Source organism: Streptomyces sp. NPDC097619 (assembly GCF_040302735.1).
Classification (GTDB): domain Bacteria; phylum Actinomycetota; class Actinomycetes; order Streptomycetales; family Streptomycetaceae; genus Streptomyces.
In genome coordinates this window covers 79,984-105,106 of the sequence record NZ_JBEOSD010000007.1, presented here as the reverse complement: position 1 = coordinate 105,106, position 25,123 = coordinate 79,984, and the positions used below count along the sequence as shown (strand labels likewise).

The window sequence follows — 25,123 nt, the reverse complement described above, 5'->3', positions numbered from 1 at the left end:
TGATTACGTCCAGTAGGCAGGCTTCCCGGCGCCTTGCGAGGCACGGCACCAGACGCCGCGGGCCTGACCGGCAAGATCCGAAAGACACGACCTAGAGCGGGTCCGCGGGCCGGAAGACCGGCACGGCCGGCCCGCCACCACCGCCTTCCGCGGGACCGGTCCCGGCACCGGTCCCGCGGAAGGCCACCACCAGCGGCAGCCCCATGCGCAGGGCCGACTCCGGGCAGTCGACCAGTTCGGTCATCATGCGCGGGCCCTCGGGGAGGTCCACCACGGCCGCCGTGTACGGGACGCGGGAGCCGAAGGGCGGCAGGTCGTTGCGGTGCACCACGGACCAGGTGTAGAGCACCGCCCGGCCGGTCGCCCGCTCCCAGGAGACCGCCTCGCTCCAGCAGTGCGGGCAGAACTCCCGCGGGTAGTGGTGGGCCTTGCCGCAGTCCGCGCAGCGGCGGAGCAGCAGACGGCCCTCGGCCGCGGCCTCCCAGTAGGGCCGGGTGAAGGCGTCCGGTTCGGGCAGGTCGTAGCGCGGGCCGGAGCCGGTTCCCGAGGGACGCCCGGCGGTGCCCGAAGCCCCGCCCGTCACAGGAAGAGTCCGAACGCGCTGTCCAGCGACCAGGTCTGCCAGCTCATCGCGAACAGGGCCACCAGCGAGATCAGGGCCATCATGGCGTTCTGCCCCTGCTCGGCCCAGTCGTGGATCATCAGGACCAGGTAGAGCAGGTTCAGCAGCAGGCCGCCGACGAGGGCCACGGGGGTGAGGAACCCGGACACCAGGCCGAGCCCCAGGGCGAGTTCCGCGTACACCACCACGTACGCCATCGCCTTCGGTCGTGGCGCGACCACCTTCTCGAAGCCGGTCCGCACCACCGGCCACCGGTGCTTCGCCGCCACGTCCCCGGCCCACGCGATGCCGGTGCCCCGCTCGAACCAGCCCTTCCTGTCCTTGTGCCGCCAGCTCTCCAGCCACCACAGGCCGAGGCCGATCCGCAGTACCGCGAGCCATTCGGCCCCGCCGAGCCAGACGGTCTGCACCGGGCACGCTCCCCTCCGCGGGTTCTCCCGCCTCTCCCGCCCACACACATCTGACGGTACGTCAGTTCAGCGGATCCCCCCGCCCCGCGCAAGGGGTCCGGCGCCGACCGCCCCGGCCGAAGGGCCCGCCCCCGCACGCTCCGGACGGCGCCCGCTCCGGCGCACGACACGCACCGTGATCGATTCGCAACCGGATCCCTCCTTGACCGAGACCCATCAACGCGCTGTGCCGATACGCTCACGGCCCATGGCCGAAACCACCGGGACCCCGCACCTCAGGGACGCCGACGGATCCACCGCACCGCCCGTCTGCGTCATCGGCGCCGGACCAGGCGGTCTGGCCGTCGCCGCCGCGCTCGGCGCGCGCGGGGTCCGGGCCGTCGTCCTGGAGAAGTCCCCCGCCGTCGGCGCCTCCTGGCGGGCCCACTACGACCGGCTGCGCCTACACACCACCCGCCGCCTCTCCGGACTCCCCGGACTGCCCATGCCGCGCCGCTTCGGCCGCTGGGTGGCCCGCGCGGACGTGGTCCGGTACCTGGAGAAGTACGCCGAGCACCACGAACTGGAGCTGGCCACCGGGGTGGAGGTGACCCGACTGGAGCGGGCGGACGACGGCAGCGGCCACTGGCTCCTGCACGCCTCCGGCGGCCGGGTCCTCACCGCGAGCGCGGTGGTCGTCGCCACCGGCTTCAACCACACCCCGCGCCTGCCGGACTGGCCCGGCGCCGACGGCTTCACCGGGGAGCTCCGGCACGCCGCCGAGTACCGCGACGCCGGGCCGTACGAGGGCCGGGACGTGCTCGTGGTCGGCGTGGGCAACACCGGCGCCGAGATAGCCGTGGACCTGGTCGAGGGCGGCGCGGCGCGGGTCCGACTGGCCGTGCGCACGGTCCCGCACCTGGTGCGCCGCTCCACCGCGGGCTGGCCCGCGCAGCGGACCGGGATCCTGGTGCGGCGCCTGCCGGTGCCGCTCGTGGACCGGCTGGGCCGACTGGTCGCCCGGATCTCCGTACCGGACCTGTCGGAGCACGGGCTGCCGCGCCCGGACACCGGGCTGTACAGCCGGGTCCGCGAAGGAGCCATCCCCGTGCAGGACGTGGGCCTCATCGACGCGGTCCGCGGCGGCCGGGTGCGACCGGTCGCGGCGGTGGAGTCCTTCGACGGGGAGGCGGTGGTCCTCGCCGACGGCAGCCGGATCACCCCGGACGCGGTCATCGCGGCCACCGGCTACCGGCGCGGCCTGGAGGAGCTGGTCGGCGGGCTCGGGGTGCTCGACGAGCGCGGTCGCCCCCTCGTGCACGGGGTCCGCAGTCATCCCGCCGCCCCCGGCCTGTACTTCACCGGGTACACCAACCCGATCAGCGGCATGTTCCGCGAACTGGCCCTGGACGCCGAGCGCCTGGCCCGCGCGCTGTCCCGCCCCCCGCGCAAGCGCGGCTGAGGCACGGGGCTCGGGCAGGGGCTCCGCCGGGGCCCCTGCCCCGCTCCCTCCCCCGGGTCCGGTCGCTGTGGGAGATGTCACGTGTCATCCGTTCCGGCATCGGTGCAACGTCACGTGTGGGACTGTGGCATCACATGTGACCGTACGGCTCACCACGGCACCCCGCCCCGGGCAGGCACCGCACCGCCCCGCCGCGGCCGGACCATCCCAGGCCAGACGCCATACCACTCACCCCCACCCCGCACCCCGAAAACCGAGAAAAACGACGGAAATCAAGACCGATCCTTTTCGGTCGGTTTCCGGCCGGGCCGACCCCGCCTCCGATCGGCCCGCGCCGACACCCACCCTGACCTGCGAGGACCGGCACCCGCCCGGCTCCGGCGCCGTCTCGCGCCCGCGCGCGCGACCCGCGCGGCGCCCGCCCGGCCTGTTGCCCGCCGCTCCGGGGGCTCCCTAGGGTCCCCCGCATGAGCATCCCCACCGAGCCGATCGGTAGCCTCCCGCGCCCCGCCGCCCTGCAGCAGGCCATCGCCCTGCACGCCCAGGGTTCGGCCCCCGCCGAGGAGCTGACGGCCCTCCAGGTCAAGGCCACCGCGGACACCCTGAGCACGCTGGCCGGGCTGGGCAGCCCGGTCCTGGTGGACGGGGAGCAGTCGAAGCTGAGCTTCGTGACGTACCCGCTCGCCGGGATCTCCGGTCTCAGCCCGGACGGTGCGGTGATCCCCTTCGCGGACGGGCACCAGCGACAGCTGCCCGCCCTGACCCAGGGACCGTTCAAGTACGGCGCCAACGCCGTGACCTTCCTGCGGGAGGCCCAGCGCCACACCGACCTGCCGGTGAAGCAGGCCGTGATCGCCCCCTCCGCGCTCAGCCTGCTCTACCCGGCCGCCGGCATCGAGGGCTACCCGCGGGAGCGGTTCCTCGCGGATCTGGCCGACGAGGCCGAGGCCGACATCCGGCAGTGCCTGGACGCGGGCGCGCACGTGGTGCAGCTCGACTTCACCGAGGGACGGCTCTCCCTCAAGCTCGACCCGAGCGGCGGGGTCCTGGAGGACTTCATCGCGTTGAACAACACCGTCCTGGAGCGGTTCACCCCGGAGGAGCGGGCCCGGATCGGGGTCCACACCTGCCCCGGCGGCGACCTGGACTCCACGCACAGCGCGGACATCGACTACGCGGGCCTGCTGCCGCAGCTGTTCCGGCTGAAGGCCGGCAACTTCTACGTGCAGCTCGCCAGCGAGGCCGACCCGGAGCGGGTGCTGGCGGTGATCGCCGAGCACCTGCCGGCGGACGCCCGGGTGTTCATCGGGGTCACCGACCCGATCGACCCGCGGGTGGAGACCCCCGAGGAGATCCGCGACCGGGTACTGGCCGCCGCCCGCCACCTGCCTGCGGACCGGCTCGGCACCTGCGACGACTGCGGGTTCGCCCCCTTCGCCGACGACACCTCCACCTCGCGGGAGACCGCCTTTGCCAAGATCCGGGCCCGCGTGGAGGGCACCGCCCTGGCCGCCAAGGAACTCGGCCTCTGAGACCCCGGGGCCCCGCCCCGGCCGCACCGCCGCACCACCCCTGACCCCGGGCCCCACCCCGGGCGCACCACCCCAGATACCGGGCCCCACCCCGGGTACCACCGCCGCGATCCGGGCCGCCATCCGGAAGCGGTTCTTCCCCCGGCGTGCCCCGGGTCGCCTCGCGCGGCCCGGGGCCGTCGTCGCTTCCGCCCCGCCCGGCACCCCGCCCACCCCGCCGAGCCCCGGACCACCCGAGGACCCGCACCACCCGAGGACCCGCTCCGCAGCCGCCCGTTCACAGCCGGTTGCGTCCCACCTGTTCCTGACGCGCCGTCAGTTAAGTAATCTGACTACACGTCAGTTTACCCGGTACATCGGCTTCATCGAGCAGGAGCGGGCGGAACGATGCTTGGATCAACTCACGGCACCCTCACCACCGACTTCCGCGCGCGCGTCGAGGCATGCGGGGAGACCCCCCGCCGGGCCGTCCACTCCACGGCCGCCCCGGCCCCGGACGACGCCGTCGACCTCGACGTCAGCGGTCGCCCGCTGCGCGCCGTGGTCCCCGATCTCGACCGCTTCTTCCGGCCCGAGTCCGTGGCCGTGGTCGGCGCCTCCGACGCCGAGGGCAGACCGAACACCGGCATCACCCGCCGGCTCCTCGCCTGGGCCGAGCGGGTCGGGGCCCGCCTGCACCCCGTGCACCCCTCCCGGGAGACCGTGTTCGGGCTGCCCTGCGTGCCCTCCGTGGCCGAGCTCCCCGAGCAGGTCGACCTCGCCGTGCTGCTCGTCGCGGATCCGCTGCCGATCATCGAGCAGCTCGCCGAGGCCAAGGTGCGGTTCGCGGTGGCCTTCGCCTCCGGGTTCGCCGAGACCGGCGAGGCCGGTGCCGCCGCCCAGGACCGGCTGGCCGCCGCCGTCCGCGGCTCCGGGATCCGCCTGCTGGGGCCGAACACCAACCTGAACGCCTTCGAGCCGTTCCGCGAGGACCTGGACGGGCCCGCCATCGCCCTGATCACCCAGTCCGGGCACCAGGGCCGCCCCGTCTACACCCTCCAGGAGCTGGGCGTCCGCCTCTCGCACTGGGCACCCACGGGGAACGAGGCCGACCTGGAGACGGCGGACTTCATCTCCTACTTCGCGGACCGCCCCGAGGTCGGGGCCATCGCCTGCTACGTGGAGGGCCTCAAGGACGGCCGGTCCTTCCTCCTGGCCGCCGACCACGCGGCCCGCAAGGGCGTCCCGGTGGTGGCGGTCAAGGTGGGGCGGACGGAGACCGGGGCCCGGATGGCCGCCTCCCACACCGGCAAGCTGACCGGGGCGGACACCGTGGTCGACGCCGCCATGCGCCAGTACGGCGTGATCCGGGTGAACGGGCTCGACGAGCTCCAGGACACCGCCGCCCTGCTGGCCCGCGCCCGCCGGCCGGTGGCCGAGGGCGTGGCCGTGTACTCCATATCCGGCGGCACCGGCGCCCACTTCTCCGACCTGGCCACCGCCGCCGGACTCACCCTGCCCACCCTCTCGCGGGCCAAGCAGGACGAGCTCCACCAGTGGATCCCCGAGTACCTGGACGTGGCCAACCCCGTGGACAACGGCGGCCACCCGGTGGGCGACTGGCGCGGGCGGAAGATCATCGACGCGATCCTCGCGGACCCCTCCGTCGGGGTGCTGATCTGTCCCATCACCGGCCCCTTCCCCCCGATGAGCGACAAGCTCGCCCAGGACCTGGTGGACGCCGCCGAGACCACCGACAAGCCGATCTGCGTCGTGTGGGGCTCGCCCGTGGGCACCGAGGACGCCTACCGCACCACCCTCCTCGGCTCCTCCCGCGTGGCCACCTTCCGCACCTTCGGCAACTGCATCACCGCGGTCCGCGCCTACCTCGACCACCACCGCTTCACCACCGGCTACCGCTCCCCCTTCGACGAGGCCCCCCGCACCCCCTCACCGTCCTTCCGCAAGGCCCAGGCCCTGATGCGGCCCGGCCAGCAGCTCAGCGAGCACGCCGCGAAGCAGCTGCTCCGCGCGTACGGGATCCGGGTGCCCCGCGAACAGCTGGTCACCAGCGCCGCCGCGGCCGTCCGGGCCGCCGGGCTGGTCGGCTACCCGGTGGTGATGAAGGCCAGCGGCCCCCGCCTCGCCCACAAGACCGAACTGGGCCTGGTCAAGGTCGGACTGACCTCCGCCAGCCAGATCCGCGACGCCTACCGCGAGCTGACCGACATCGCCCGCTACGAGGACGTGCCCCTCGACGGGGTGCTGGTCTGCCAGATGGTCGAGCGGGGGGTGGAGATGGTCGTCGGCGTCACCCAGGACCCGCTGTTCGGGCCGACCGTGACGGTCGGGCTGGGCGGGGTGCTGGTGGAGGTGCTGCGGGACACCGCCGTACGGGTCCCGCCCTTCGGGGAACGCCAGGCCCGGGCCATGCTCGGCGAACTCCGCGGCCACGCCCTCCTCGAAGGGGTCCGCGGGGCCCCGCCCGCCGATGTGGACGCCCTGGTCGAAGTGGTCCTGCGGGTCCAGCGGATGGCCCTGGAACTGGGCGGGGAACTCGCCGAACTCGACGTCAACCCCCTGATGGTGCTGCCCCGGGGCCAGGGCGCGGTGGCCCTGGACGCCCTGGCCGTCTGCCGCTGAGGAGCCCGAGAGATGACCCCCACCCCACCGAACGGACCGACACCGAACCCGAAGACGACCCCGGGGCCGACCCCGAAGGCGACGGGGGACGAGCCGCACGGAGAACCGCCCCACGAGGACCTGCTGCACGAGGACGCGGACGGGATCCGCTGGATCACCCTGAACCGCCCGGCGGCCATGAACGCCGTGACCTGGGAACAGCGCGAACGCCTCATCGCCCTCCTCGACGGGGCCTCGGCGGACCCGTCCGTGCGGGTGGTGGTGCTGACGGCCACCGGCCGGGGCTTCTGCGCCGGCGCCGACCTGCGCGGCGCCCCGTCCGGCGGGGAGCGGGTCGCGGGGGACGTGGCCCGGATGATCCGGCGCGGCGCGCAGCGGCTGTTCACGGCCGTGCTGGACTGCGAGAAGCCGGTGATCGCCGCGGTGAACGGCACGGCGGCCGGGATCGGCGCGCACCTGGCGTTGGCCTGCGACCTCGTCCTCGCGGCGGAATCGGCGAAGTTCATCGAGGTGTTCGTCCGGCGCGGGCTGGTGCCCGACGGCGGCGGGGCCTGGCTGCTGCCCCGCCTGGTGGGGCAGCGGAAGGCCAAGGAGCTGCTGTTCCTCGGGGACGCCGTGCCCGCCGCCGAGGCCCTGTCGCTGGGCCTGGTCAATCGGGTGGTGCCGGACGCGGAGCTGGCCGGGACGGCCCGCGCCTGGGCGGCCCGGCTGGCCGAGGGGCCGACCCGCGCCCTGGCACTGACCAAGCAGTTGGTCAACGCCTCGCAGGAGCAGGACCGGTCCGCGGCCCTGGCCGCCGAGGCCGCCGCGCAGGAGATCAACATGACCACGGCGGACGCCAACGAGGGCGTGGCCGCCTTCGTGGAGCGCCGTCCGCCGAAGTTCCGCGGGGCCTGAGGCGTACGCGGGGTCCCGGAGGGCCGCCCCGGGACCCCGTACCCCGCCCCGCCGCCGCGTTCCGGGGCGCGCCGGGTCAGGCGGCGGCCCCCGGCAGGGGGAGCACGGGCGGGTTGAGACGGGCGAAGCCCTCCTGCCGCTCGTAGGGGAAGTGCGGGTACGGGGCCGGGCGGTGGCTCACCGCGTCCAGCCGGGCCGTCTGCTCGGGGGTCAGGGACCAGCCCACCGCCCCGAGGTTCTGGCGCAGTTGCTCCCCGTCCCGGGCCCCGATGATCACGGAGGCGACGGTGGGGCGGGACAGCAGCCAGTTCAGGGCAACCTGCGGGACGGTCCGTCCGGTCTCGGCCGCCAGCTCGTCGAGCACGTCCACCACGTCGTAGAGCAGCTCGGGATCCACCGGCGGGCCGTAGTCGGCGGTGGCGTGCAGCCGACTGCCGGCGGGGAGGGGCCGGCCGCGGCGGATCCTCCCGGTCAGCCGGCCCCAGCCGCGGGGGCTCCACACCAGGGCCCCCACTCCCTGGTCCCGGGCGAGGGGCATCAGGTCCCATTCGTAGTCCCGGCCGACCAGGGAGTAGTACACCTGGTGGGCGGTGTAGCGGGGGCGGCCGTCGCGGTCGGCGGCGGCCAGGGACTTCATCAGCTGCCAGCCGGCGAAGTTGGAGACGCCGACGTGCCGGACCTTGCCCGCGCGGACCAGTCCGTCCAGGGTCTCCAGCACCTCTTCGACGGGCACCGCCGCGTCGAAGGCGTGCAGTTGGAAGAGGTCGATGCGGTCGGTGCCCAGGCGGGTCAGCGCCGCTTCCACGGCCCGGACCAGCCGGGGCCCGGAGGTGCCCGCCTCCCCGGGCCCGTCGCCGGTGGGCAGCCCGGCCTTCGTGGAGATCAGCAGCCGGTCCCGGCGGCCGCGCACCGCCTCGCCGAGGACGCTCTCCGAGGCCCCGGCCGAGTAGACGTCGGCGGTGTCGAAGAGGGTGATGCCCGCGTCGAGGGCGGTGTCCACCATCCGCCGGGCCTCCCGGACCCCGGTGTCCCCCCAGGCCCCGAAGAGGGGGCCGGAGCCGCCGAACGTGCCCGCTTCGAAGCTGAGCGCCGAGACCTCCGGGCCGGACGCACCGAGTTTCCTGTACTCCATGACGCAACCCCCAATTCGTTAATGGGACCTCAGCCCCCTTAAGATGGCCCCACGCTAGCACCTGAGACGCATTAATGGAACTGGAGACCCGTTATGGCGGAGCAGGCCACACCCCCGAACCGGCCCGCCGCTTCCCCGGAGCCCCCCGTCGACCGGCCTGAACAGTCCCCCGATCCCGGCACCCTGCGGCCCGGCGGCCGTACCGCCCGGGTCCGCACCGCCGTACTGGAAGCGGCGGGCGACCTGATCGCGGAGGCCGGGTTCGCGGGACTCGACCTCGCCGAGACCGCCCGCCGGGCCGGGGTCGGCAAGACCACCGTCTACCGCCGCTGGGCCACCACCACGGGCCTGGTCGCGGACCTGCTGGCGCACATGGCCGAGGAGTCCGTGCCCCGCACGGAGACAGGGAGCCTCGACGGGGACCTCCTGGCCAACGCGGAACTGGTCCGCGCCACCCTCTCCGACCCGCGCCAGGGCGCCCTCTTCAAGGCCGTGATCGCGGCGGCCGCCACCGACCCGCGTACCGCGGAGGCCCTGCACCGCTTCTACCGGATCCGGGTCGCCGAATGGGCCCCCTGCGTGACGGCGGCCGTGGAGCGCGGGGAACTCCCCGCGGGCACCGACCCGGCCGAGGTGGTCCGGGCCGTCTCCGCCCCGCTCTACTACCGGCTGCTGACCACCCCGGACCCTCTGACGCCGGAGCACGCCGCCGCGGCCGCCCGGGCCGCCGCGGCCGGGGCGCGGGCGGGGGCGTATGTCAGGACGCCGAACGGCGCCGCCTGACCCGGCCGCCCGACCTCACCGGAGGTCGGGCGACGGGCCGGGCCCGATCAGCCCGGCTGCGGGGCAGCCTGCGCGGGGGCGGTCGCGGCCGCCGCGCGGGACTGGGCGCGGACGGCACCCATGCTGGCCGCGATCACCAGGGCGATGGCCAGCGCGTCCGTCCACGCCAGCCCCTGGTGCAGGACGAGCAGGCCCGCGAGGGCCGCGATCGCCGGCTCCAGGCTCATCAGCACCGCGAAGGTGGGGGCGGGCAACCGGCGCAGCGCCAGCAGCTCCATCGTGTAGGGCAGCACGGAGGACATCAGGGCCACGCCGAACCCGAGGGCCAGGGTGGAGGGCACCGTCAGGGTGGCCCACCCGGCGTCCGCCACCCCGATGGGCAGGCTCAGCACGGCGGCCACCGCCATGGCCAGGGCCAGCCCGTCGGCCTGCGGGAACCGGCGCCCCGTGCGGGCGCTGAAGACGATGTACGCGGCCCACATGGCGCCCGCGCCGAGCGCGAAGGCCGCGCCGATCGGGTCCAGGCCGCCGAAGCCACCGCCGTGCGTGCTGAGCAGGGCCACCCCGCACAGGGCCAGTCCCGCCCACAGCAGGCTGGAGAGCCGCCGGGACACCAGGACGGACAGGGCGAGCGGGCCGAGCACCTCCAAGGTGACGGCCGGGCCCAGCGGGATCCGGTCCACGGCCTGGTAGAACATGCCGTTCATGCCCGCCATGGCGAGGCCGAAGGCCAGCACGGTGCCCCAGTCGGCGCGGCCGTAGCCGCGCACCTTGGGGCGGCAGACCAGCAGCAGCACCACGGCCGCCGCGGCCAGTCGCAGCGCGACCACCCCGGCGGCGCCCGCCTTCGGCATCAGGGTCACCGCGAGGGCCGCCCCGAACTGCACGGAGACCCCGGCGCCGATGACCAGGGCCACCGGCGCGAGCAGCGCGGACCCGCCGCGCGGCGGTTCGGCGGGGGTGGTGGCCGATCCCGTGGGGGCGGGGGCGGCGGCCCGGGGGGCGGTGGCGACGGCGGGCACCGCGGAGTCGGGCGAAGCGGCGGAACGGGACATTCCTCCAGACTAAGCCACCGGTAAGGGGCATGACAGGGTGGTCTGCCTTACACCCGGCGCCCCTCCGCCGGACCGTCCGCACCCCCGCCCTCGGGCCCGCGGACCTCGTCCGCCGCCCCCTCGCCGGGGCCGGACGCCGCCGTGCCCGGCAGCCCCTCCGCCAACACCTCCGCCAGGTGCCGGGCCCGTACCCCGCCCAGCTGGGCGAGCTGGGTGCGGCAGGAGAACCCGTCCGCCAGGAACGTCGTGCCCGGGGCGGCCGCCCGGACCGCCGGGAGCAGCCGTTCCTCCGCGCAGGCCACCGAGACCGCGTACCGGCCGCCGCCCCGCGCGAAGCCGAAGTCGCCCGCCAGGCCGCAGCAGCCGCCGGTCAGCTCCCCGTCGAGCCCGGCCCGCTCACGGAGCCTCCGCTCGGCCCCGTCCCCGAGCACGGCGTGCTGGTGGCAGTGGGTCTGCCCGACCACCGGCCGGTCCAGCCGCGCCGGCGCCCAGTCGGGGGCCCATTCCTCCAGCCCCTGCGCGAAGGTGCGGACCGCCGCCGCCAGCCGGGCCGCCCGCGGGTCCGCCGGCAGCAGCCGCGGCAGGTCGTCGCGGAGGGCGGCGGCGCAGCTGGGCTCCAGCACCAGCACCCGCCCGGTCGGCGCCCCCTCAGGGCCGTCCGCACCGCCGCCGCCCGGGGCACCGAGGACGCCCTCCCGTTCCAGGACGTCCAAGGTGCGGCCGAGCACCCGGCGGGCCCGGCCGAGCCGCCCCGTGGAGACGTACGTCAGCCCGCAGCAGACCCGGCCCGCGGGCAGGACCGGCGACAGCCCGGCCGCCCGCAGCACCCGTACCGCGGCCCGGCCCGCCCCCGGCGCCAGGTACTCGGTGAAGGTGTCCGGCCACAGCAGCACCGGCCCGGCACCACCGGGCCCCGTACCCCCGCCGCCGGGCCCGGCCCCCGCACCGGGCCGCGCGCCGCCGCCCGCGCGGGCCCACCAGCGGGTGAAGGGCTCCGCCGCCGGCCGCGGCAGCTCCCGCTCCGGGGTCAGCCCAGCCAGGCCCCGCAGGCCCGCGGGCAGTCGGGCCGCCAGGGCACCCGCCGGGCCGGACAGCCGCAACGCCGCCAGCAGCCGCAGCCAGTCCGGCAGCCCGCCCATCGTGTAGTGCGCGGCGGGCCGCACCCGGCCCGCCCAGTGCCGGTCCAGGAACTCCGCCTTGTACGCGGCCATGTCCACGCCCACCGGACAGTCGCTGAGGCAGCCCTTGCAGCCCAGGCACAGGTCCAGGGCCTCCCGGACCTCCGTCGAACGCCAGCCGTCCCGCACCACCTCCCCGGCGAGCATCTCGTGCAGCAGCCGGGCCCGGCCCCGCGTGGAGTGCCGCTCCTCCCCCGTCACCCGGTAGGAGGGGCACATCACGCCGGCCGCGGCGGGGGCGGTCGTCCGGCACTTGGCCACGCCCACGCAGGAGGTCACCCCGGCGGCCAACGGCAGCTCCCGGCCCGCGGCCCCCGCGAGGACCCCGAAGCGCAGGTTCTCGTCCAACCGGGCCGGCCGGGTCAGGATCCCCGGGTTGAGCCCGCCCGCCGGATCCCACAGGTCCTTGTACGCGGCGAACAGCCGCACCGCCTCCGGCCCGTACACGCGGTCCAGCAGCTCCGCCCGCGCCTGACCGTCCCCGTGCTCCCCCGACAGCGAACCGCCGTGCGAGGCCACCAGCTCCGCCAGCTCCTCCGAGAAGGCCCGGAAGACTCCCAGCCCGCGCGGGGTCACCAGGTCGAAGTCGATCCGGACGTGCACGCAGCCCTCCCCGAAGTGCCCGTACGGCACCCCGCGCAGCCCGTGCGCGGCCAACAGCGCCCGGAACTCCCGCAGGTAGGCCCCCAGCCGGGCGGGCGGCACCGCGCAGTCCTCCCAACCGGGCCAGGCCATCGAACCGTCCGGCATCCGGGTGGCGGTACCGGCCGCGTCCTCCCGGATCCGCCACAGCGCCCGCTGCCGCGCCGGGTCCCGCACCGTCACCGCCGCCAGGGCGTCCGCGGCCCGCACCAGGGCGGGCGCCGCCCCGGCCTCGGCCAGCTCCACGAACAGCCAGGCCGCACCCCTCGGCAGCCCCAGCCTGCGGGCCCCCTCGACCCCGCCCACCAGGTCGGCGGCCATGCCCTCCACGGTCAGCGGGCCGTGCGGCAGCAGGCCCGCGGCGGCTTCGGCGGCGGCGCTCTCGTCCGGGTAGCCGAGGACCACCAGGACCGGTTCCCGGGGCAGTTCCACCAGCCGCACCACGGCCTCCGTGACCACCCCGAGGGTGCCCTCGCCGCCGCAGAAGGCCCGCGCCGCCCGCACCCCGCGCTCGGGCAGCAGCTCGTCGAGGGCGTACCCGGAGATCCGCCGCGTGAAGGCGGGCCCGGCGGCCGGACCGTTCCCGCCGGCCCCGGGCGCGGCACCCCCCTCGGGGCCGGCCGGGGCGCCGAAGCGGGTCCGCAGCAGGGCCAGGTTCGCCCCGACGAGCTCCCGGAGCCCCGGCGGGGTGCCGTCCCAACCGGTGGACAGCCGCCGCACGTCGCCCGCGTCCGTGCCGTACCGGAGCACCGACACCTCGACCAAGTTGTCGGCGGTGGTGCCCCAGGCCACCGAGTGCGCCCCGCAGGCGTTGTTGCCGATCATGCCGCCGAGGGTGCAGCGGCTCCGGGTGGAGGGATCGGGGCCGAAGACCAGCCCGTGCGGGGCGGCGGCCTCCCGCAGCCGGTCCAGCACCAACCCGGGCCGCACCACCGCCGTCCGGGCCTCCGGGTCCAGCGAGACCAGGCCCGTCATGTACCGGGTGAAGTCGAGCACGACCCCCGTCCCGGTGGCCTGTCCGGCGATCGAGGTGCCCCCGCCCCGACACCCCACCGGAACTTCCGCTTCCGCACAGGTGCGGAGCACCGCCGCCACGTCCTCGGCGTCCCGCGGCGCCACCACCCCCAGCGGGACCCGCCGGTAGTTGGAGGCGTCCATGGTCACCAGCGCCCGCGCCGACGCGCCGAAGTCCACGTCACCGCGCACCCGTTCGCCCAGCAGCCGTGCCAGGTCCGATCCCGCCCGCTCCGCTCCGCCCATGGACACATGATCCCTTCGTCTCACCGGGTGGACGCGGCGACGGGCCGCCCCCCGGGACCCGATACGCTCCGCTCGTGGCTGAGATCCAGATTCCCGCTGACATCAAGCCCGCCGACGGCCGTTTCGGCGCGGGCCCCTCCAAGGTGCGGACGGAGGCCCTCGAAGCCCTGGCCGCCACCGGCACCTCACTCCTCGGTACCTCCCACCGCCAGGCGCCGGTCAAGAACCTGGTCGGCTCGGTGCGGCAGCACCTGAGCGACCTCTTCTCCCTCCCCGAGGGCTACGAGGTGATCCTGGGCAACGGCGGCTCCACCGCCTTCTGGGACATCGCGACCCACGGTCTGATCGAGCGCAAGTCCCAGCACCTCACCTTCGGCGAGTTCTCGTCCAAGTTCGCCAAGGCCGCCAAGCTGGCGCCGTGGCTGGACGAGCCCACCGTGGTCTCCTCCGAGCCGGGCACCCACCCGGAGCCGGTGGCCGAGGCGGGCACGGACGTCTACGCGTACACCCACAACGAGACCTCCACCGGTGTCGCCGCCCCCATCAAGCGGGTCGCGGGCGCCGACGAGGGCGCGCTGGTCCTGGTGGACGCCACGTCCGGCGCGGGCGGCCTCCCGGTCGACATCACCGAGACCGACGTCTACTACTTCGCCCCCCAGAAGTCCTTCGCCTCCGACGGCGGCCTGTGGCTCGCGGCCTTCTCCCCGGCCGCCCTGGAGCGCGCCCAGCGGATCCACGCCTCCGGGCGCCACATCCCCGAGTTCTTCTCGCTGCCGACCGCGATCGACAACTCGCTGAAGAACCAGACGTACAACACCCCGGCCCTGGCCACCCTCTTCCTGCTCGACCAGCAGCTGGAGTGGATCAACTCCCAGGGCGGCCTGGACTGGGCCACGGCCCGCACCGCGGCCTCCGCGCAGGCCCTGTACGGCTGGGCCGAGGAGTCCAAGTACGCCTCGCCGTTCGTCACCGACCCGGCCAAGCGGTCCTCCGTCATCGGCACCATCGACTTCGCCGACGAGATCGACGCGGCCGCCGTGGCCAAGGCGCTGCGCGCCAACGGCATCGTGGACACCGAGCCCTACCGCAAGCTCGGCCGCAACCAGCTCCGCGTCGCCATGTTCCCGGCGATCGATCCGGCCGACGTCACGGCGCTCACCGCCTGTATCGACCACGTGATCGAGAAGCTCTGACGCCTCGGGGCCACGCCCCGACGCACCTGACGAGGCCCCCCGGTGACGCGACGTCACCGGGGGGCCTCGTCCTTTCGGCCGGGGCGGGACCCGCGGTCACCGGGACCTTGGTCCCAAAAATCGTGGCAAAGCGCCCGTCAACGACTCTTCCCGACCCCCGCCGCCACCTGCGGGTTCGCGTCGGAGGACCTTCGGCGGAGCCCGTCCGGGCAGCCGGAAGGGCCGCAACCGAGTGCCCAGGATGTCCCTCATGTCAGGTGTGCCGGGTCAACGGACCCGGCCCTTCCAGGAGGAATCCCATGCGCAAGGCACTCACCGTCTCGGCGATCGCTCTCGCCTCCTCGATGGCGCTCGCCGCCCCCGCGGTCGCGTTCGCCGCCGACGCCCCCGCCCCGACCGGCCACACCTCCACCGCCGTGCTGAACGGCACCGCGGACGGCACGGCCCAGGGCACGGACGCCACCGCCAAGGACACGGGCACCACCGACGCCAATACCACCGACGCCAAGGGCACCGAGAACAAGGACGCCTCCGCCAAGGACGACAGCAAGCCCGCCACCGACCAGGTCGCGGCCTTCCTGTCCCTCTCCGCGAGCACCGCGAAGCCCGGCGACACCGTGTACGTCACCGCCCGCGTACCCGGCGAGTCCACCGCCGTCAGCGTCAGCTCCGCCGCCTTCGGACCGGTCACCATGACCGAGGGCAAGGCCGCCGGCGTGTGGACCGGCACCGCCGTCGTCCCGAAGGACGCCAAGGACGGCGACTACGGCGTCTCCCTCACCGGCTCCGGCCCCAAGGGCGAGAAGCTCCAGGCCACCGCGAACCTCACCGTGAAGGCCGACAAGCCGACCCCGCCGAAGCCCACCGAGAACTCCCTCCGCCTCTCCGCCGACCACGGCAAGCCCGGCGACCGGATCGGCGTCACCATCAAGACCGCCGAGAAGAGCGCCTCCGTCGGCTCCGACGCCTTCGGCGGCACCGTCAACCTCAAGAAGACCGGCACCGACACCTGGACCGGCACCGCCGTCGTCGCCAAGGACGTCAAGACCGGCTACTACGGGGTGAGCGCCTTCGCCGGCGGCAAGAAGTTCGACACCGTCAAGTTCAGCACCGACGCCACCGGCACCCGCCCCGACCACGGCGACCACGGCGACAAGAACCACCACAAGAACGAGAACCTGAAGCCGCTGGACCCCGCCCAGCACAAGAAGCCCAAGGGCTCCGTCAACACCGGTGAGGCCCCCGCCGCCCTGAAGACCGGCGTCGACGACGGCCTCATCGCCATGGGCGGCGCCTCCGCCGCCTCCGCCATCGGTCTCCTCGGCGTCAGCCTGGTGCGCCGCCGCCGGAACCATGGCTGAGCCCCGCCGCACGGCCGTCCTCGTCGGAACCGCCGCCCTCGGCGCACTGCTCCTCACGGGCTGCGGTTCCGGCACGGGCACGGCCGCGGCCAAGGACACACCCGTGAAGGCGGCGGCCTCCTCGCTGGCCCCCTCCGTACCGGACCGGATCGACATCCCGTCCCTGCACGTGGACGCCGCACTCGACGCGGTCGGCCTCGACGCCCAGGGTCAGATGCAGGAGCCGTCCTTCGACAAGCCCATGGACGCCGCCTGGTACAAGCAGGGGCCCACGCCCGGCGAGAAGGGCGCGGCCGCCATCGTCGGCCACATGGACACGCCCACCACCAAGGAGGCCGTCTTCTACGACCTCAAGAACCTCAAGAAGGACGCGCAGATCGAGGTCCGGCGCGCCGACGGCTCCACCGCCGTCTTCGCGGTGGACCACGTGGACACCTTCAAGAAGGACGCGTTCCCCACCGAGAAGGTCTACGGGAACACGAACGGCAAGGCCGAACTGCGGCTGATCACCTGCGGCGGGAACCTGACGAAGGACCGCCACTGGGACTCCAACGTGGTCGTCTTCGCCCACCTCACGGGCAAGGCGTAGCCGGGTCCCGTACCGGGTCGGAGCACGAGCGGAACCCGGCCCGGAACCGGCGGTGCGGTCGTGGGGGCCCCTGGACAGGGGGCCGCCACGACCGCACACGGCTATCGGCAGCACCACCACGCTCCCGCACTCCGGGAACGGGCGGACGGTCGCGCCCCGGTGCTCCGGGAACGCGCGGACCGTCACGGGTATCGCGGGCACGTCGTCCTCCCGGCTCACTTGACCGGGAGCGGGGCGGGCACCGGCAGTGGCGGCGTCGGCACCGGCAGGCCCGGCAGCTCCGGCACCGGCAGACCGCTGCCGAGCAGCAGCGCCAGCACCGCCTTGACCAGGTTCGTCACCACGTCCGTGGCCTTGGCCTGGACGTCGGCCGCGCAGCCGCAGGAACCGGACGCCTTCGCCAGCCCGTCCACCGACTTCTTCAGGTCCTCGATGGCCGCCGCCGGATCCAACGGCACCGGCAACGGAGCCTTCGCCACGGCGGCCGGAACCGCGTCCGTGCCGGCGGCACCACCGGCACCGGCGGTCCCGGCCGCCCCGGCCGCCGACGCGACGCGCGGGGACAGCGCGGCCTGGGTCACCTCGGTCCGCGTCACCGTGGTCTGCGTCACCGCGACCACCGGCTTCGCCTCGGACTTCGTCTCGGCCTTGGCCACGGGCTTCGCCACCGGGAGCGCCGGTGCGGGCAGCGCCGGAGCGGGCACCGGCAGGGCGGGCGCCGGCACCGCCGGGGCCGGCACGGGCAGCGCCGGGGCGGGCAGGGCGGGGGCCGGGACCGGCAGGTCCACCGGGGGCTTCGGCAGGTCGACGGGCGGCTTCGGGAGGTCCGCAGGCGGTTTCGGCAGCCCCGCCTTGGCCTTGTCCAGGGCCGCCGTCACGGCGTCCACGTGTTTCTTCATCTCTGCTTCGGGGAGTTTGCCGCCGTCGGCCTTCAGCACGGCCTCCAGCAGGGCCGTCACCGGGGCGAGGGCACCCCCGACGTTCGCGAGACCCTGCACCTGCGCCAGCAGGGCCTCGGCCCCCGGCACCGGCGCGACACCGGCCCGTACGGCCGCCGCCGCCCGGGCGGACGGGGAGTGCGAAGCCGCCGAGGCCATCGCGGGGGACGCCGCGAGCAGGGCCAGGGAAAGGGCGGCCGGGACGACGAAGCGCGTTGTGAGACGCAACTGCTTCTCCTTCACGGGAAGAGCGGATGGGACACGGACGGCACCCACGGCTCGGGCGCCACACCACCCACTACTGATCAGCCGTCAGGAAGCCGCAACCCGAGCCCGCGCGTCGCTACTGCACCCGTGGCGCGTCGCTACTGCACCCGTGAAAGACCGTCACCCACCGCGCCGCACCGACCGGGCCAGCCGCCGCAGCCCCAGCACCAGGGCCGTACCCAGCGCCAGGACCAGCGCCCCCTTGCCGAAATCGGCGTCCCCGCCCTCCCCGGCGGCCGCCGCCCCGCCCGCGCTTCCGGCGGCCCCGCCGGACCCTTCCCGGGCCGCCCCGGAACCGGACCCCTGCCCGGCCGCGTCCCCGCCCGACCCCTCACCGGACCCGCCCTCCGGACGCTCCACGGGCAGCGCCACCACCCGGCTCCCCTTGCCCTCCGCCCCGAACATCAACGTCGAACCGTCCGGCGAGTACGCCACCGACTCCGCCTGCCACAGGAACGGGGCCCGCAGCCGTCGCCCCTCCCCCGCGATCCGCCCGTCCCGCCACGGATAGCTGTCCGCCGAGAAGTAGCCCCGCAGGGTCAACTCCTTCCCGTCCGGGGAGAAGGCCCCGTCCGTCACCCACGGCACCTCGCCCACCCGCCGGAACACGTTCGTCCGCCCCGCGCTCAGCTCCACCGGACCCTCGTACAGGCCGGCGCCGTCCTCGCTCTTGCTCGCGATGTACACCCGACCCGTCACCGGATGCACCATCAGCGCCTCGGCGTCCCGCGGCCCGTCCGCGTAACGCACCGTGAACTGGGTGGCCCTGACCGTGCTCTCGCCCAACGCCTTCGGCTCCGGCAGCCGGTAGATCCACACGTGGTCCCAGGTGCCGTTCCGGTTGTCCCCGATGTCACCCACGTACAGGGCCCCGTCCGGCCCCACCGACACCGCCTCCACGTCCCGCGGGTCCCCGACCCCCGTCATCGTGATCCGGGCCACCGTCCGCCCCGTCGCCGAGTCCACCCCGTACAGGTAGGGGCCGTCGTCACTGTCGTTGTGCGTCCAGTACACGCCCGGGTGCGCCCGGCTCGCCGCCAGCCCGCTCGACTCGGTGATCCGCGGGTCCTCGATCGTGAAGGAAGAGGTCCCCGGCGCCCCCTCCGCCGCCACCGCCCCACCCACCGGGACCGCCACCACCAGCACGGCCAACACGACCGGCACGGCCCGCACCAGCGCGCGGACGGCACGGACGCGCCCCGGCGGAGCCCCGGGCGGACGGGCCGCGGAGATTCGGACGGATCGCGGAGGACGGACGACGGAACGGCGCATGCCCTCCAGCCTGCCGGCCGCCCCGCCACCCCGGACCCCACGACCCCGGACCCGGCGCACCACCCGCCCCACCACCCCGACACGACGGCCACCGCCCGGCGACCGCGTGGCCCGTCTCACAACACCACCGCCCTGCCGATCCACGATGATGACCGGATGCGTTTCATGTTCGTCGGAGACTCCATGACCATCGGGCGCGCCGGCGACTACACCTGGCGCTACCGCATGTGGCAACACCTCAACGCCTCCTTCGGCGGCCCCTACCGGATCGTCGGCCCCCGCACCGAGGTGTACGACACCTTCGCCGACGCCCCCGTCTCCCACGACTACGGCGACCCCGCCTTCCCCGAACGCGCCCGCCACCACCTCGCGGGCTGGGGCGAGGGCTGGCAGCACATGGCCCCCGTCATCCGCGAGACCGTCCGCGCGCACAAGCCCGACGTCCTGCTGATCTCCCTCGGCCTCATCGACCTCGGCTTCTACACCGACGCCGAACAGACCGCCGCCAACGTCCGCCGGTTCGTCGCCGAGGCCCGCGCCGCCCGACCGGGCATCCGCATGGTGCTGCTCCCCGTCATCCCGAACGTCCGCGCCACCTCCGACGCCCCCTTCGCCGAACAGTGCGCCCTCTTCAACGAGCTGCTCGCCAAGGCCGTCGCCGACCTCACCACGGACGCCTCCCCGCTGCTCCTCGCCGCCCGCCCGCAGGGCTACGACCTGCACACGGACACCTACGACGGCACCCACCCCAGCGCCTCCGGCGAACACCGCATCGCCGGCGAGTTCGCCGACGCCCTCCACCAGGCCTGGGACCTCGGCGCCCCCTACGAACCGGCCCCCTGACCCCCACCCCCGACGCACGGGCGGGGCGACGCGCCGGGTCGGATGTGCGGGCCGCTCTTGCTTCGAGCGCACTCGAAGCAGTTGGCTTGTGCCCCATGGAGTACACGCAGCTCGGACGCACCGGACTCAAGGTCAGCCGACTCGTCCTCGGCACCATGAACTTCGGTCCCCAGACCGACGAACCCACCAGCCACGCCATCCTCGACGCCGCCCTCGACGCCGGCATCAACTTCACCGACACGGCGAACGTCTACGGCTGGGGCGAGAACAAGGGCCGCACCGAAGAGATCATCGGCACCTGGTTCGCCCAGGGCGGCGGCCGCCGCGACAAGACCGTCCTCGCCACCAAGGTCTACGGCAACATGGCCGGCGACGGCGACCCCTGGCCCAACCACGACCGGCTCTCCGCCGTCAACATCCGGCGGGCCGTCGAGGCCAGCCTCCGCCGCCTGCAAACCGACTACATCGATCTCTACCAGTTCCACCACATCGACCGCCGGACCCCCTTCGAGGAGATCTGGCAGGCCGTGGACGTCCTGATCCAGCAGGGCAAGATCCTCTACGCGGGCTCCTCCAACTTCCCCGGGTACAAGATCGCCCAGGCCAACGAGGCCGCCGCCCGCCGCGGCGCGGTCGGCCTCGTCAGCGAGCAGTGCCTGTACAACCTCGCCGAACGGCGGGCCGAGATGGAGGTCATCCCCGCGGCCCAGGAGTACGGCCTCGGCGTGATCCCCTGGTCCCCGCTGCACGGCGGACTGCTGGGCGGGGTCATCAAGAAGGAGGCCACCGGCGCCCGCCGCGCCTCCGGCCGCTCCGCGGACGCGCTGGCCGACACCGCGATCCGCGCTCAGGTGCAGGCGTACGAGGACCTCCTCGACAAGCACGGCCTGGAGCCCGGCGAGACGGCCCTGGCCTGGCTGCTCACCCGGCCCGGGGTCACCGGACCGATCGTGGGTCCGCGCACGCCGGAGCAGCTCGGGTCCGCACTGCGGGCGGTCGAGCTGAAGCTGAGCGAGGAAGTGCTGGCCGGGCTGGACGAGGTCTTCCCGGGGCCGGGCCCGTCCCCGGAGGCCTTCGCCTGGTAGCGGGCGGCCGTCGGGCGCCCCGGAAGGGGCGCCGGCCGTCGGAGGCCGCGGGTCGGGCGCCTACTGCCCGACCGCGGCCGCCACGGCCACGACGAGGAACATGAGCACGAGCACGCCCGCCATGACGCGGTTTCTGGTCTTCGGATCCACGCGTCGAGCCTAACGAACCGCGCGGACCGATCGGGCGCCGGGCCGGGACGGGAAAGCCCGGTCCGGGCCCGGCCCCGCCGCTACGCGGCCGTGGCCAGCTGCTCGCGGCGCGGCACCAGGGCCACGTGCGGGCGGCCCGGCCGCAGGTCCACGCGCAGCCGCAGACCGCCGACCCGGGACAGCACCAGGCCGATCGCGAGCGCCGCCGCCAGGGAGACGGCACCGCCCGCCGCCATGCCCAGCCGGGCCCCGTAGGTGTCGGTGATCCAACCGACCAGGGGCGCGCCGACCGGGGTGCCGCCGGTGAACACCATCATGAAGAGGGCCATCACCCGGCCCCGCATCTCGGGGTCGGTGGCCATCTGGACGGTGGAGTTCGCGGTGACGTTCACCGTCAGCGCGAACATGCCGATCGGGATCAGCAGCAGCGCGAACATCCAGAAGCTCGGCACGAACGGCGTCACCGTGACCAGCAGGCCGAAGGCGACGGCCGCGCCGACCAGCAACCGCAGCCGGGCGATGCCCCGCCGGGCGGCCAGCAGCGCCCCGGCCAGCGAACCGGCCGCGAGCAGGGTGTTGAGCAGGCCGTACGTTCCCGGGCCGCGGTGGAAGACCTCGTCGGAGAAGGCCGCCAGCCACACGGCGAAGTTGAAGCCGAAGGTGCCGATGAAGCCGATCAGGACCGTGGGCCAGATCAGCTGCGGGTGCCGGGCCACGTACCGCAGGCCCTCCTTGAGCTGCCCCTTCGCCCGCTTCACGGGCTCCGTGCGGTGCAGCTCCGAGGTCCGCATCAGCAGCAGTCCGGCGATCGGCGCCAGGAAGGACAGGCCGTTGAAGAGGAAGGCGTAGCCGCTGCCGACGGCCGCGATCATGACACCGGCGACGGCCGGGCCGACCAGCCGGGCGGACTGGAAGTTCGCGGAGTTCAGCGAGACGGCGTTGGCCAGCTGCCCCGGGCCGACCATCTCGTGGACGAAGGCCTGCCGGGCCGGGTTGTCCACGACGGTGACGAGCCCCATGAGGAACGCCGTCAGGTACACGTGCCAGACCTCGACGTGCCCGCTGAGGGTGAGCACGGCCAGCGCGAGTCCCGTCAGACCCATCGCGGCCTGGGTGGCGATCAGCAGCGGTCGCTTCGGCAGACGGTCGGCGAGGACGCCGCCGTAGAGCCCGAAGAGCAGCATCGGCAGGAACTGCAGGGCGATCGTGATGCCGACCGCGGAGGCCGATCCGGTCAGCGAGAGCACCAGCCAGTCCTGGGCTATGCGCTGCATCCAGGTGCCGGTGTTCGAGACGACCTGGCCGGTGGCGAAGAGCCGGTAGTTCCGGATCTTCAACGAGCTGAACATCGAGGTCCGGCCCGCTGGGGTGAGCGGCGGCCGGGCGGCCGCCGGGGTGGGTGTGGACGGTCCGGGTGCGGAGTCTGCTCCGGTTCCCGTACTCAAGGGCGTTCGCCTCCTGGTGTGGTTCCTACAGGTGGGCGAGCTTCTCCAGGACGGGTGCGGCTTCGCGGAGCTTGGCCCACTCGTCCTCGTCGAGCTCGGCAGCGAGCCCGGCCAGGAAGGCGTTGCGTTTGCGGCGGCTCTCTTCGAGCATCGCCTCTGCCTCTTCGGTCTGGCTGACCACCTTCTGGCGGCGGTCGTCGGGGTGCGGTTCGAGCCTGACCAGGCCCTTGGCCTCCAGCAGCGCGACGATGCGGGTCATCGACGGGGGCTGGACGTGCTCGCGGCGGGCCAGCTCGCCGGGGGTGGCGGAGCCGCAGCGGGCGAGGGTGCCGAGCACCGACATCTCGGTGGGGCTCAGCGACTCGTCGACACGCTGGTGCTTCAGCCGGCGGCCCAGCCGCATGATGGCCGAGCGCAGGTCGTTCACGGCGGCAGCGTCGTCGCCATGGGAAAGGTCAGGCATGTTCCTTAGCCTAACTCATTACCCATGCTAAATACCAATGGATTGATCCCGGCCGCCTCACCGGCCGCTCACCGATACCCACGACACGCCCCGCCACCCGCCCCCACCTGCACGTGTCACCCGTACGGGTGAGACACCTCCGGAAAGTGACGCGCCGCACGCCCGTATGCCCCGACCCTGTGCCCATGGGGACACACGTGCTCAGCATGCGGATAGACGGGGAGCTGCTGGAGCGGCTCCGGCTCCACGCCGCGAAACGCGGGATGTCCGTCCAGGACTACGTCCTGCGGACCCTCATCCGCGACGACTTCGACGAGCGCTTCAAGACCGCCGTCGACGAAACCGAGAAGTTCTACGGCCTCACCTGACCCACCGCTCGGGCGTGGGGCCAACGGGCCCGGACAGGCCGGAGGGCCCTTCCCGCCGTGGTTCGGGAGGGCCCTCCGGGGGCTCGGGGCGCGGGCGGGGCCCGGCCTCGGTGGGGCTACGTGAGGCCCAGGGCGGGCATCGCGTAGTAGAAGACGAAGACGGCCGAGACCGCGTACATCGCCGCCGGGACCTCGCGGCCGCGGCCGGCGGCCAGGCGCAGGACGCAGAAGCTGATGAAGCCGATGCCGATGCCGTTGGTGATCGAGTACGTGAACGGCATCATCAGCATCGCCAGGAACGCCGGCACCGCGATGGTGAAGTCGCTCCAGTCGATGTCCTTGACGGAGCCGGCCAGGATCAGGAAGCCGACCGCCAGCAGGGCCGGGGTGGCCGCCTGCGAGGGGACCATCGTGGCGAGCGGGGTCAGGAACAGGGCGATCGTGAAGAGCCCGCCCGTGACCACGCTGGCGAAACCGGTGCGCGCGCCCTCGCCGACACCGGCGGTGGACTCCACGAAGCAGGTGTTCGCGGAGGCCGAGGTGGCGCCGCCCGCCGCGACGGCGATGCCGTCCACGATCAGGACCTTGTTGATGCCGGGGAAGTTGCCGTCCTTGTCCATCAGCTTGGCCTCGTCGCCGACGCCGAGGATGGTGCCCATCGCGTCGAAGAAGCAGGACAGCAGGACGGTGAAGACGAACAGGACGCCCGTCAGCACGCCGACCTTCGAGAAGCCGCCGAACAGGCTCATCTGGCCGACGAGCCCGAAGTCGGGGGCGGCGACCGGGTTGCCCGGCCACTCCGGGACGGTCAGGCCCCAGGCCTGCCCCGGCAGGTCGGCGAGCAGCTGCACGCCCACCGCGATGACCGTCATCGCGACGATGGAGATGAGGATCGCGCCGGGGACCTTGCGGATCAGCAGCGCCAGCGTCAGCAGGGTGCCCAGCACGAAGATCAGGACGGGCCAGCCGTGCAGGTGCCCGTTGCTTCCGAGCTGGAGCGGGACGGTGGTGTGGGCGGCGTCCGGGATCCGGGAGACGAAGCCCGAGTCGACCAGGCCGATCAGCATGATGAAGAGGCCGATGCCGATCGCGATGCCCTTGCGCAGGCCCAGCGGCACGGCGTTCATGACCCGCTCGCGCAGGCCCGTGGCCACCAGCAGCATCACGACGACGCCCGCGAGGACCACCATGCCCATGGCGTCCGCCCAGCTCATCCGCGGGGCGAGCTGGAGGGCCACCACCGTGTTCACGCCGAGACCGGCCGCGAGCGCGATGGGGACGTTGCCGATGACGCCCATGAGGAGCGTGGAGAAGGCGGCCGTCAGCACGGTCGCGGTGACGAGCTGCCCGCCGTCGAGCTGGTGCCCGTACATGTCCTTGGCGCTGCCCAGGATGATCGGGTTCAGCACGATGATGTACGCCATCGCGAAGAAGGTGGCGAAACCTCCGCGGACCTCGCGGGCGAGGGTGGAACCCCGCTCGGAGATCTTGAAGTACCGGTCCAGGGCGGACACGGGCCCCTGCGGGGAAGGCTCGGGGGATGTGGCCACGGTGGGGGCCGACGCGCTCATGCGG

21 protein-coding genes are annotated in these 25,123 nt (G+C 74.1%); 11 read left to right on the top strand and 10 right to left on the bottom strand.

Annotated elements, in window-relative coordinates:
* Nucleotides 1–91: 91 nt before the first annotated feature.
* Both ABTZ17_RS03705 and ABTZ17_RS03700 read right to left on the bottom strand, forming a co-directional pair.
* A complete protein-coding gene (locus tag ABTZ17_RS03705; RefSeq protein ID WP_352193849.1) occupies nucleotides 92–583 on the bottom strand; it encodes a Zn-ribbon domain-containing OB-fold protein in 492 nt (163 codons plus the stop codon).
* On the bottom strand, nucleotides 580–1,032 hold the full coding sequence (locus tag ABTZ17_RS03700) for a DoxX family protein (RefSeq protein WP_352193848.1): 453 nt from the start codon (nucleotides 1,030–1,032) through the stop codon (nucleotides 580–582). The genes ABTZ17_RS03705 and ABTZ17_RS03700 overlap by 4 nt, the downstream gene beginning before the upstream one ends.
* Before the next feature lie 247 nt (nucleotides 1,033–1,279).
* On the opposite strand from ABTZ17_RS03700, the gene ABTZ17_RS03695 reads away from it, so the two are divergent.
* From ABTZ17_RS03695 to ABTZ17_RS03680, 4 genes are all read left to right on the top strand, one after another.
* On the top strand, nucleotides 1,280–2,473 hold the full coding sequence (locus ABTZ17_RS03695) for a flavin-containing monooxygenase (protein WP_352193847.1): 1,194 nt from the start codon (nucleotides 1,280–1,282) through the stop codon (nucleotides 2,471–2,473).
* A 467-nt stretch (nucleotides 2,474–2,940) separates the two neighbouring features.
* Nucleotides 2,941–4,005, top strand: a complete 1,065-nt coding sequence (locus ABTZ17_RS03690) for a cobalamin-independent methionine synthase II family protein (protein ID WP_352193846.1) — start codon at nucleotides 2,941–2,943, stop codon at nucleotides 4,003–4,005.
* A gap of 387 nt (nucleotides 4,006–4,392) precedes the next feature.
* Nucleotides 4,393–6,627 carry an acetate--CoA ligase family protein gene (locus tag ABTZ17_RS03685; RefSeq protein WP_352193845.1) on the top strand — a complete coding sequence of 745 codons (2,235 nt, stop codon included), beginning with the start codon at nucleotides 4,393–4,395 and terminating at the stop codon, nucleotides 6,625–6,627.
* A 177-nt stretch (nucleotides 6,628–6,804) separates the two neighbouring features.
* Entirely contained in the window at nucleotides 6,805–7,524 is a 720-nt protein-coding gene (locus ABTZ17_RS03680; protein WP_502994585.1) for an enoyl-CoA hydratase/isomerase family protein, read from the top strand.
* A 76-nt stretch (nucleotides 7,525–7,600) separates the two neighbouring features.
* On the opposite strand, the gene ABTZ17_RS03675 is transcribed toward ABTZ17_RS03680, so the two are convergent.
* On the bottom strand, nucleotides 7,601–8,656 hold the full coding sequence (locus ABTZ17_RS03675) for an aldo/keto reductase (protein ID WP_352193843.1): 1,056 nt from the start codon (nucleotides 8,654–8,656) through the stop codon (nucleotides 7,601–7,603).
* A gap of 93 nt (nucleotides 8,657–8,749) precedes the next feature.
* Here ABTZ17_RS03675 and ABTZ17_RS03670 point away from each other — a divergent pair, with 93 nt between their 5' ends.
* Nucleotides 8,750–9,439, top strand: coding sequence for a TetR/AcrR family transcriptional regulator (locus ABTZ17_RS03670; protein ID WP_352193842.1), 690 nt, complete (start codon nucleotides 8,750–8,752; stop codon nucleotides 9,437–9,439).
* Nucleotides 9,440–9,486: 47 nt separating this feature from the next.
* Here the strand turns inward: ABTZ17_RS03670 and ABTZ17_RS03665 are convergent, their stop codons facing one another.
* Together ABTZ17_RS03665 and ABTZ17_RS03660 are read right to left on the bottom strand one after the other, a co-directional pair.
* Nucleotides 9,487–10,494: an EamA family transporter gene (locus ABTZ17_RS03665; protein WP_352193841.1), complete on the bottom strand. Its 1,008-nt coding sequence runs from the start codon at nucleotides 10,492–10,494 to the stop codon at nucleotides 9,487–9,489.
* A gap of 47 nt (nucleotides 10,495–10,541) precedes the next feature.
* Nucleotides 10,542–13,574 carry an FAD-binding and (Fe-S)-binding domain-containing protein gene (locus ABTZ17_RS03660; protein ID WP_352193840.1) on the bottom strand — a complete coding sequence of 1,011 codons (3,033 nt, stop codon included), beginning with the start codon at nucleotides 13,572–13,574 and terminating at the stop codon, nucleotides 10,542–10,544.
* A gap of 74 nt (nucleotides 13,575–13,648) precedes the next feature.
* Here ABTZ17_RS03660 and serC point away from each other — a divergent pair, with 74 nt between their 5' ends.
* The 3 genes from serC to ABTZ17_RS03645 all read left to right on the top strand — a co-directional run bounded on the left by serC (nucleotide 13,649) and on the right by ABTZ17_RS03645 (nucleotide 16,717).
* Nucleotides 13,649–14,767 carry a phosphoserine transaminase gene (gene serC / locus ABTZ17_RS03655; protein WP_352193839.1) on the top strand — a complete coding sequence of 373 codons (1,119 nt, stop codon included), beginning with the start codon at nucleotides 13,649–13,651 and terminating at the stop codon, nucleotides 14,765–14,767.
* A 299-nt stretch (nucleotides 14,768–15,066) separates the two neighbouring features.
* On the top strand, nucleotides 15,067–16,128 hold the full coding sequence (locus ABTZ17_RS03650; RefSeq protein WP_352193838.1) for a hypothetical protein: 1,062 nt from the start codon (nucleotides 15,067–15,069) through the stop codon (nucleotides 16,126–16,128).
* Complete coding sequence (locus ABTZ17_RS03645; RefSeq protein WP_352193837.1) at nucleotides 16,121–16,717, top strand: class F sortase; 597 nt, start codon at nucleotides 16,121–16,123, stop codon at nucleotides 16,715–16,717. The genes ABTZ17_RS03650 and ABTZ17_RS03645 overlap by 8 nt, the downstream gene beginning before the upstream one ends.
* A 215-nt stretch (nucleotides 16,718–16,932) precedes the next feature.
* Here the strand turns inward: ABTZ17_RS03645 and ABTZ17_RS03640 are convergent, their stop codons facing one another.
* Entirely contained in the window at nucleotides 16,933–17,883 is a 951-nt protein-coding gene (locus ABTZ17_RS03640) for a hypothetical protein (RefSeq protein ID WP_352193836.1), read from the bottom strand.
* Nucleotides 17,884–18,042: 159 nt separating this feature from the next.
* Nucleotides 18,043–19,086 carry a WD40 repeat domain-containing protein gene (locus ABTZ17_RS03635; RefSeq protein WP_352193835.1) on the bottom strand — a complete coding sequence of 348 codons (1,044 nt, stop codon included), beginning with the start codon at nucleotides 19,084–19,086 and terminating at the stop codon, nucleotides 18,043–18,045.
* A gap of 264 nt (nucleotides 19,087–19,350) precedes the next feature.
* Between ABTZ17_RS03635 and ABTZ17_RS03630 the strand changes: the two genes are divergently transcribed.
* Both ABTZ17_RS03630 and ABTZ17_RS03625 read left to right on the top strand, forming a co-directional pair.
* Nucleotides 19,351–20,037, top strand: a complete 687-nt coding sequence (locus ABTZ17_RS03630; protein ID WP_352193834.1) for a GDSL-type esterase/lipase family protein — start codon at nucleotides 19,351–19,353, stop codon at nucleotides 20,035–20,037.
* A 95-nt stretch (nucleotides 20,038–20,132) separates the two neighbouring features.
* Nucleotides 20,133–21,122 carry an aldo/keto reductase gene (locus tag ABTZ17_RS03625; RefSeq protein ID WP_352193833.1) on the top strand — a complete coding sequence of 330 codons (990 nt, stop codon included), beginning with the start codon at nucleotides 20,133–20,135 and terminating at the stop codon, nucleotides 21,120–21,122.
* A gap of 230 nt (nucleotides 21,123–21,352) precedes the next feature.
* Here ABTZ17_RS03625 and ABTZ17_RS03620 read toward each other — a convergent pair whose 3' ends face one another.
* Both ABTZ17_RS03620 and ABTZ17_RS03615 read right to left on the bottom strand, forming a co-directional pair.
* A complete protein-coding gene (locus ABTZ17_RS03620) occupies nucleotides 21,353–22,717 on the bottom strand; it encodes an MFS transporter (RefSeq protein ID WP_352193832.1) in 1,365 nt (454 codons plus the stop codon).
* Nucleotides 22,718–22,742: 25 nt separating this feature from the next.
* Nucleotides 22,743–23,180 carry a MarR family winged helix-turn-helix transcriptional regulator gene (locus ABTZ17_RS03615; RefSeq protein WP_352193831.1) on the bottom strand — a complete coding sequence of 146 codons (438 nt, stop codon included), beginning with the start codon at nucleotides 23,178–23,180 and terminating at the stop codon, nucleotides 22,743–22,745.
* A 185-nt stretch (nucleotides 23,181–23,365) separates the two neighbouring features.
* Between ABTZ17_RS03615 and ABTZ17_RS03610 the strand changes: the two genes are divergently transcribed.
* On the top strand, nucleotides 23,366–23,548 hold the full coding sequence (locus tag ABTZ17_RS03610) for a ribbon-helix-helix protein, CopG family (protein WP_352193830.1): 183 nt from the start codon (nucleotides 23,366–23,368) through the stop codon (nucleotides 23,546–23,548).
* A 116-nt stretch (nucleotides 23,549–23,664) separates the two neighbouring features.
* Here ABTZ17_RS03610 and ABTZ17_RS03605 read toward each other — a convergent pair whose 3' ends face one another.
* Nucleotides 23,665–25,119 (bottom strand): NCS2 family permease, encoded by a 1,455-nt coding sequence (locus ABTZ17_RS03605; protein WP_352193829.1) that lies wholly within the window; start codon nucleotides 25,117–25,119, stop codon nucleotides 23,665–23,667.
* Nucleotides 25,120–25,123 lie beyond the last annotated feature (4 nt).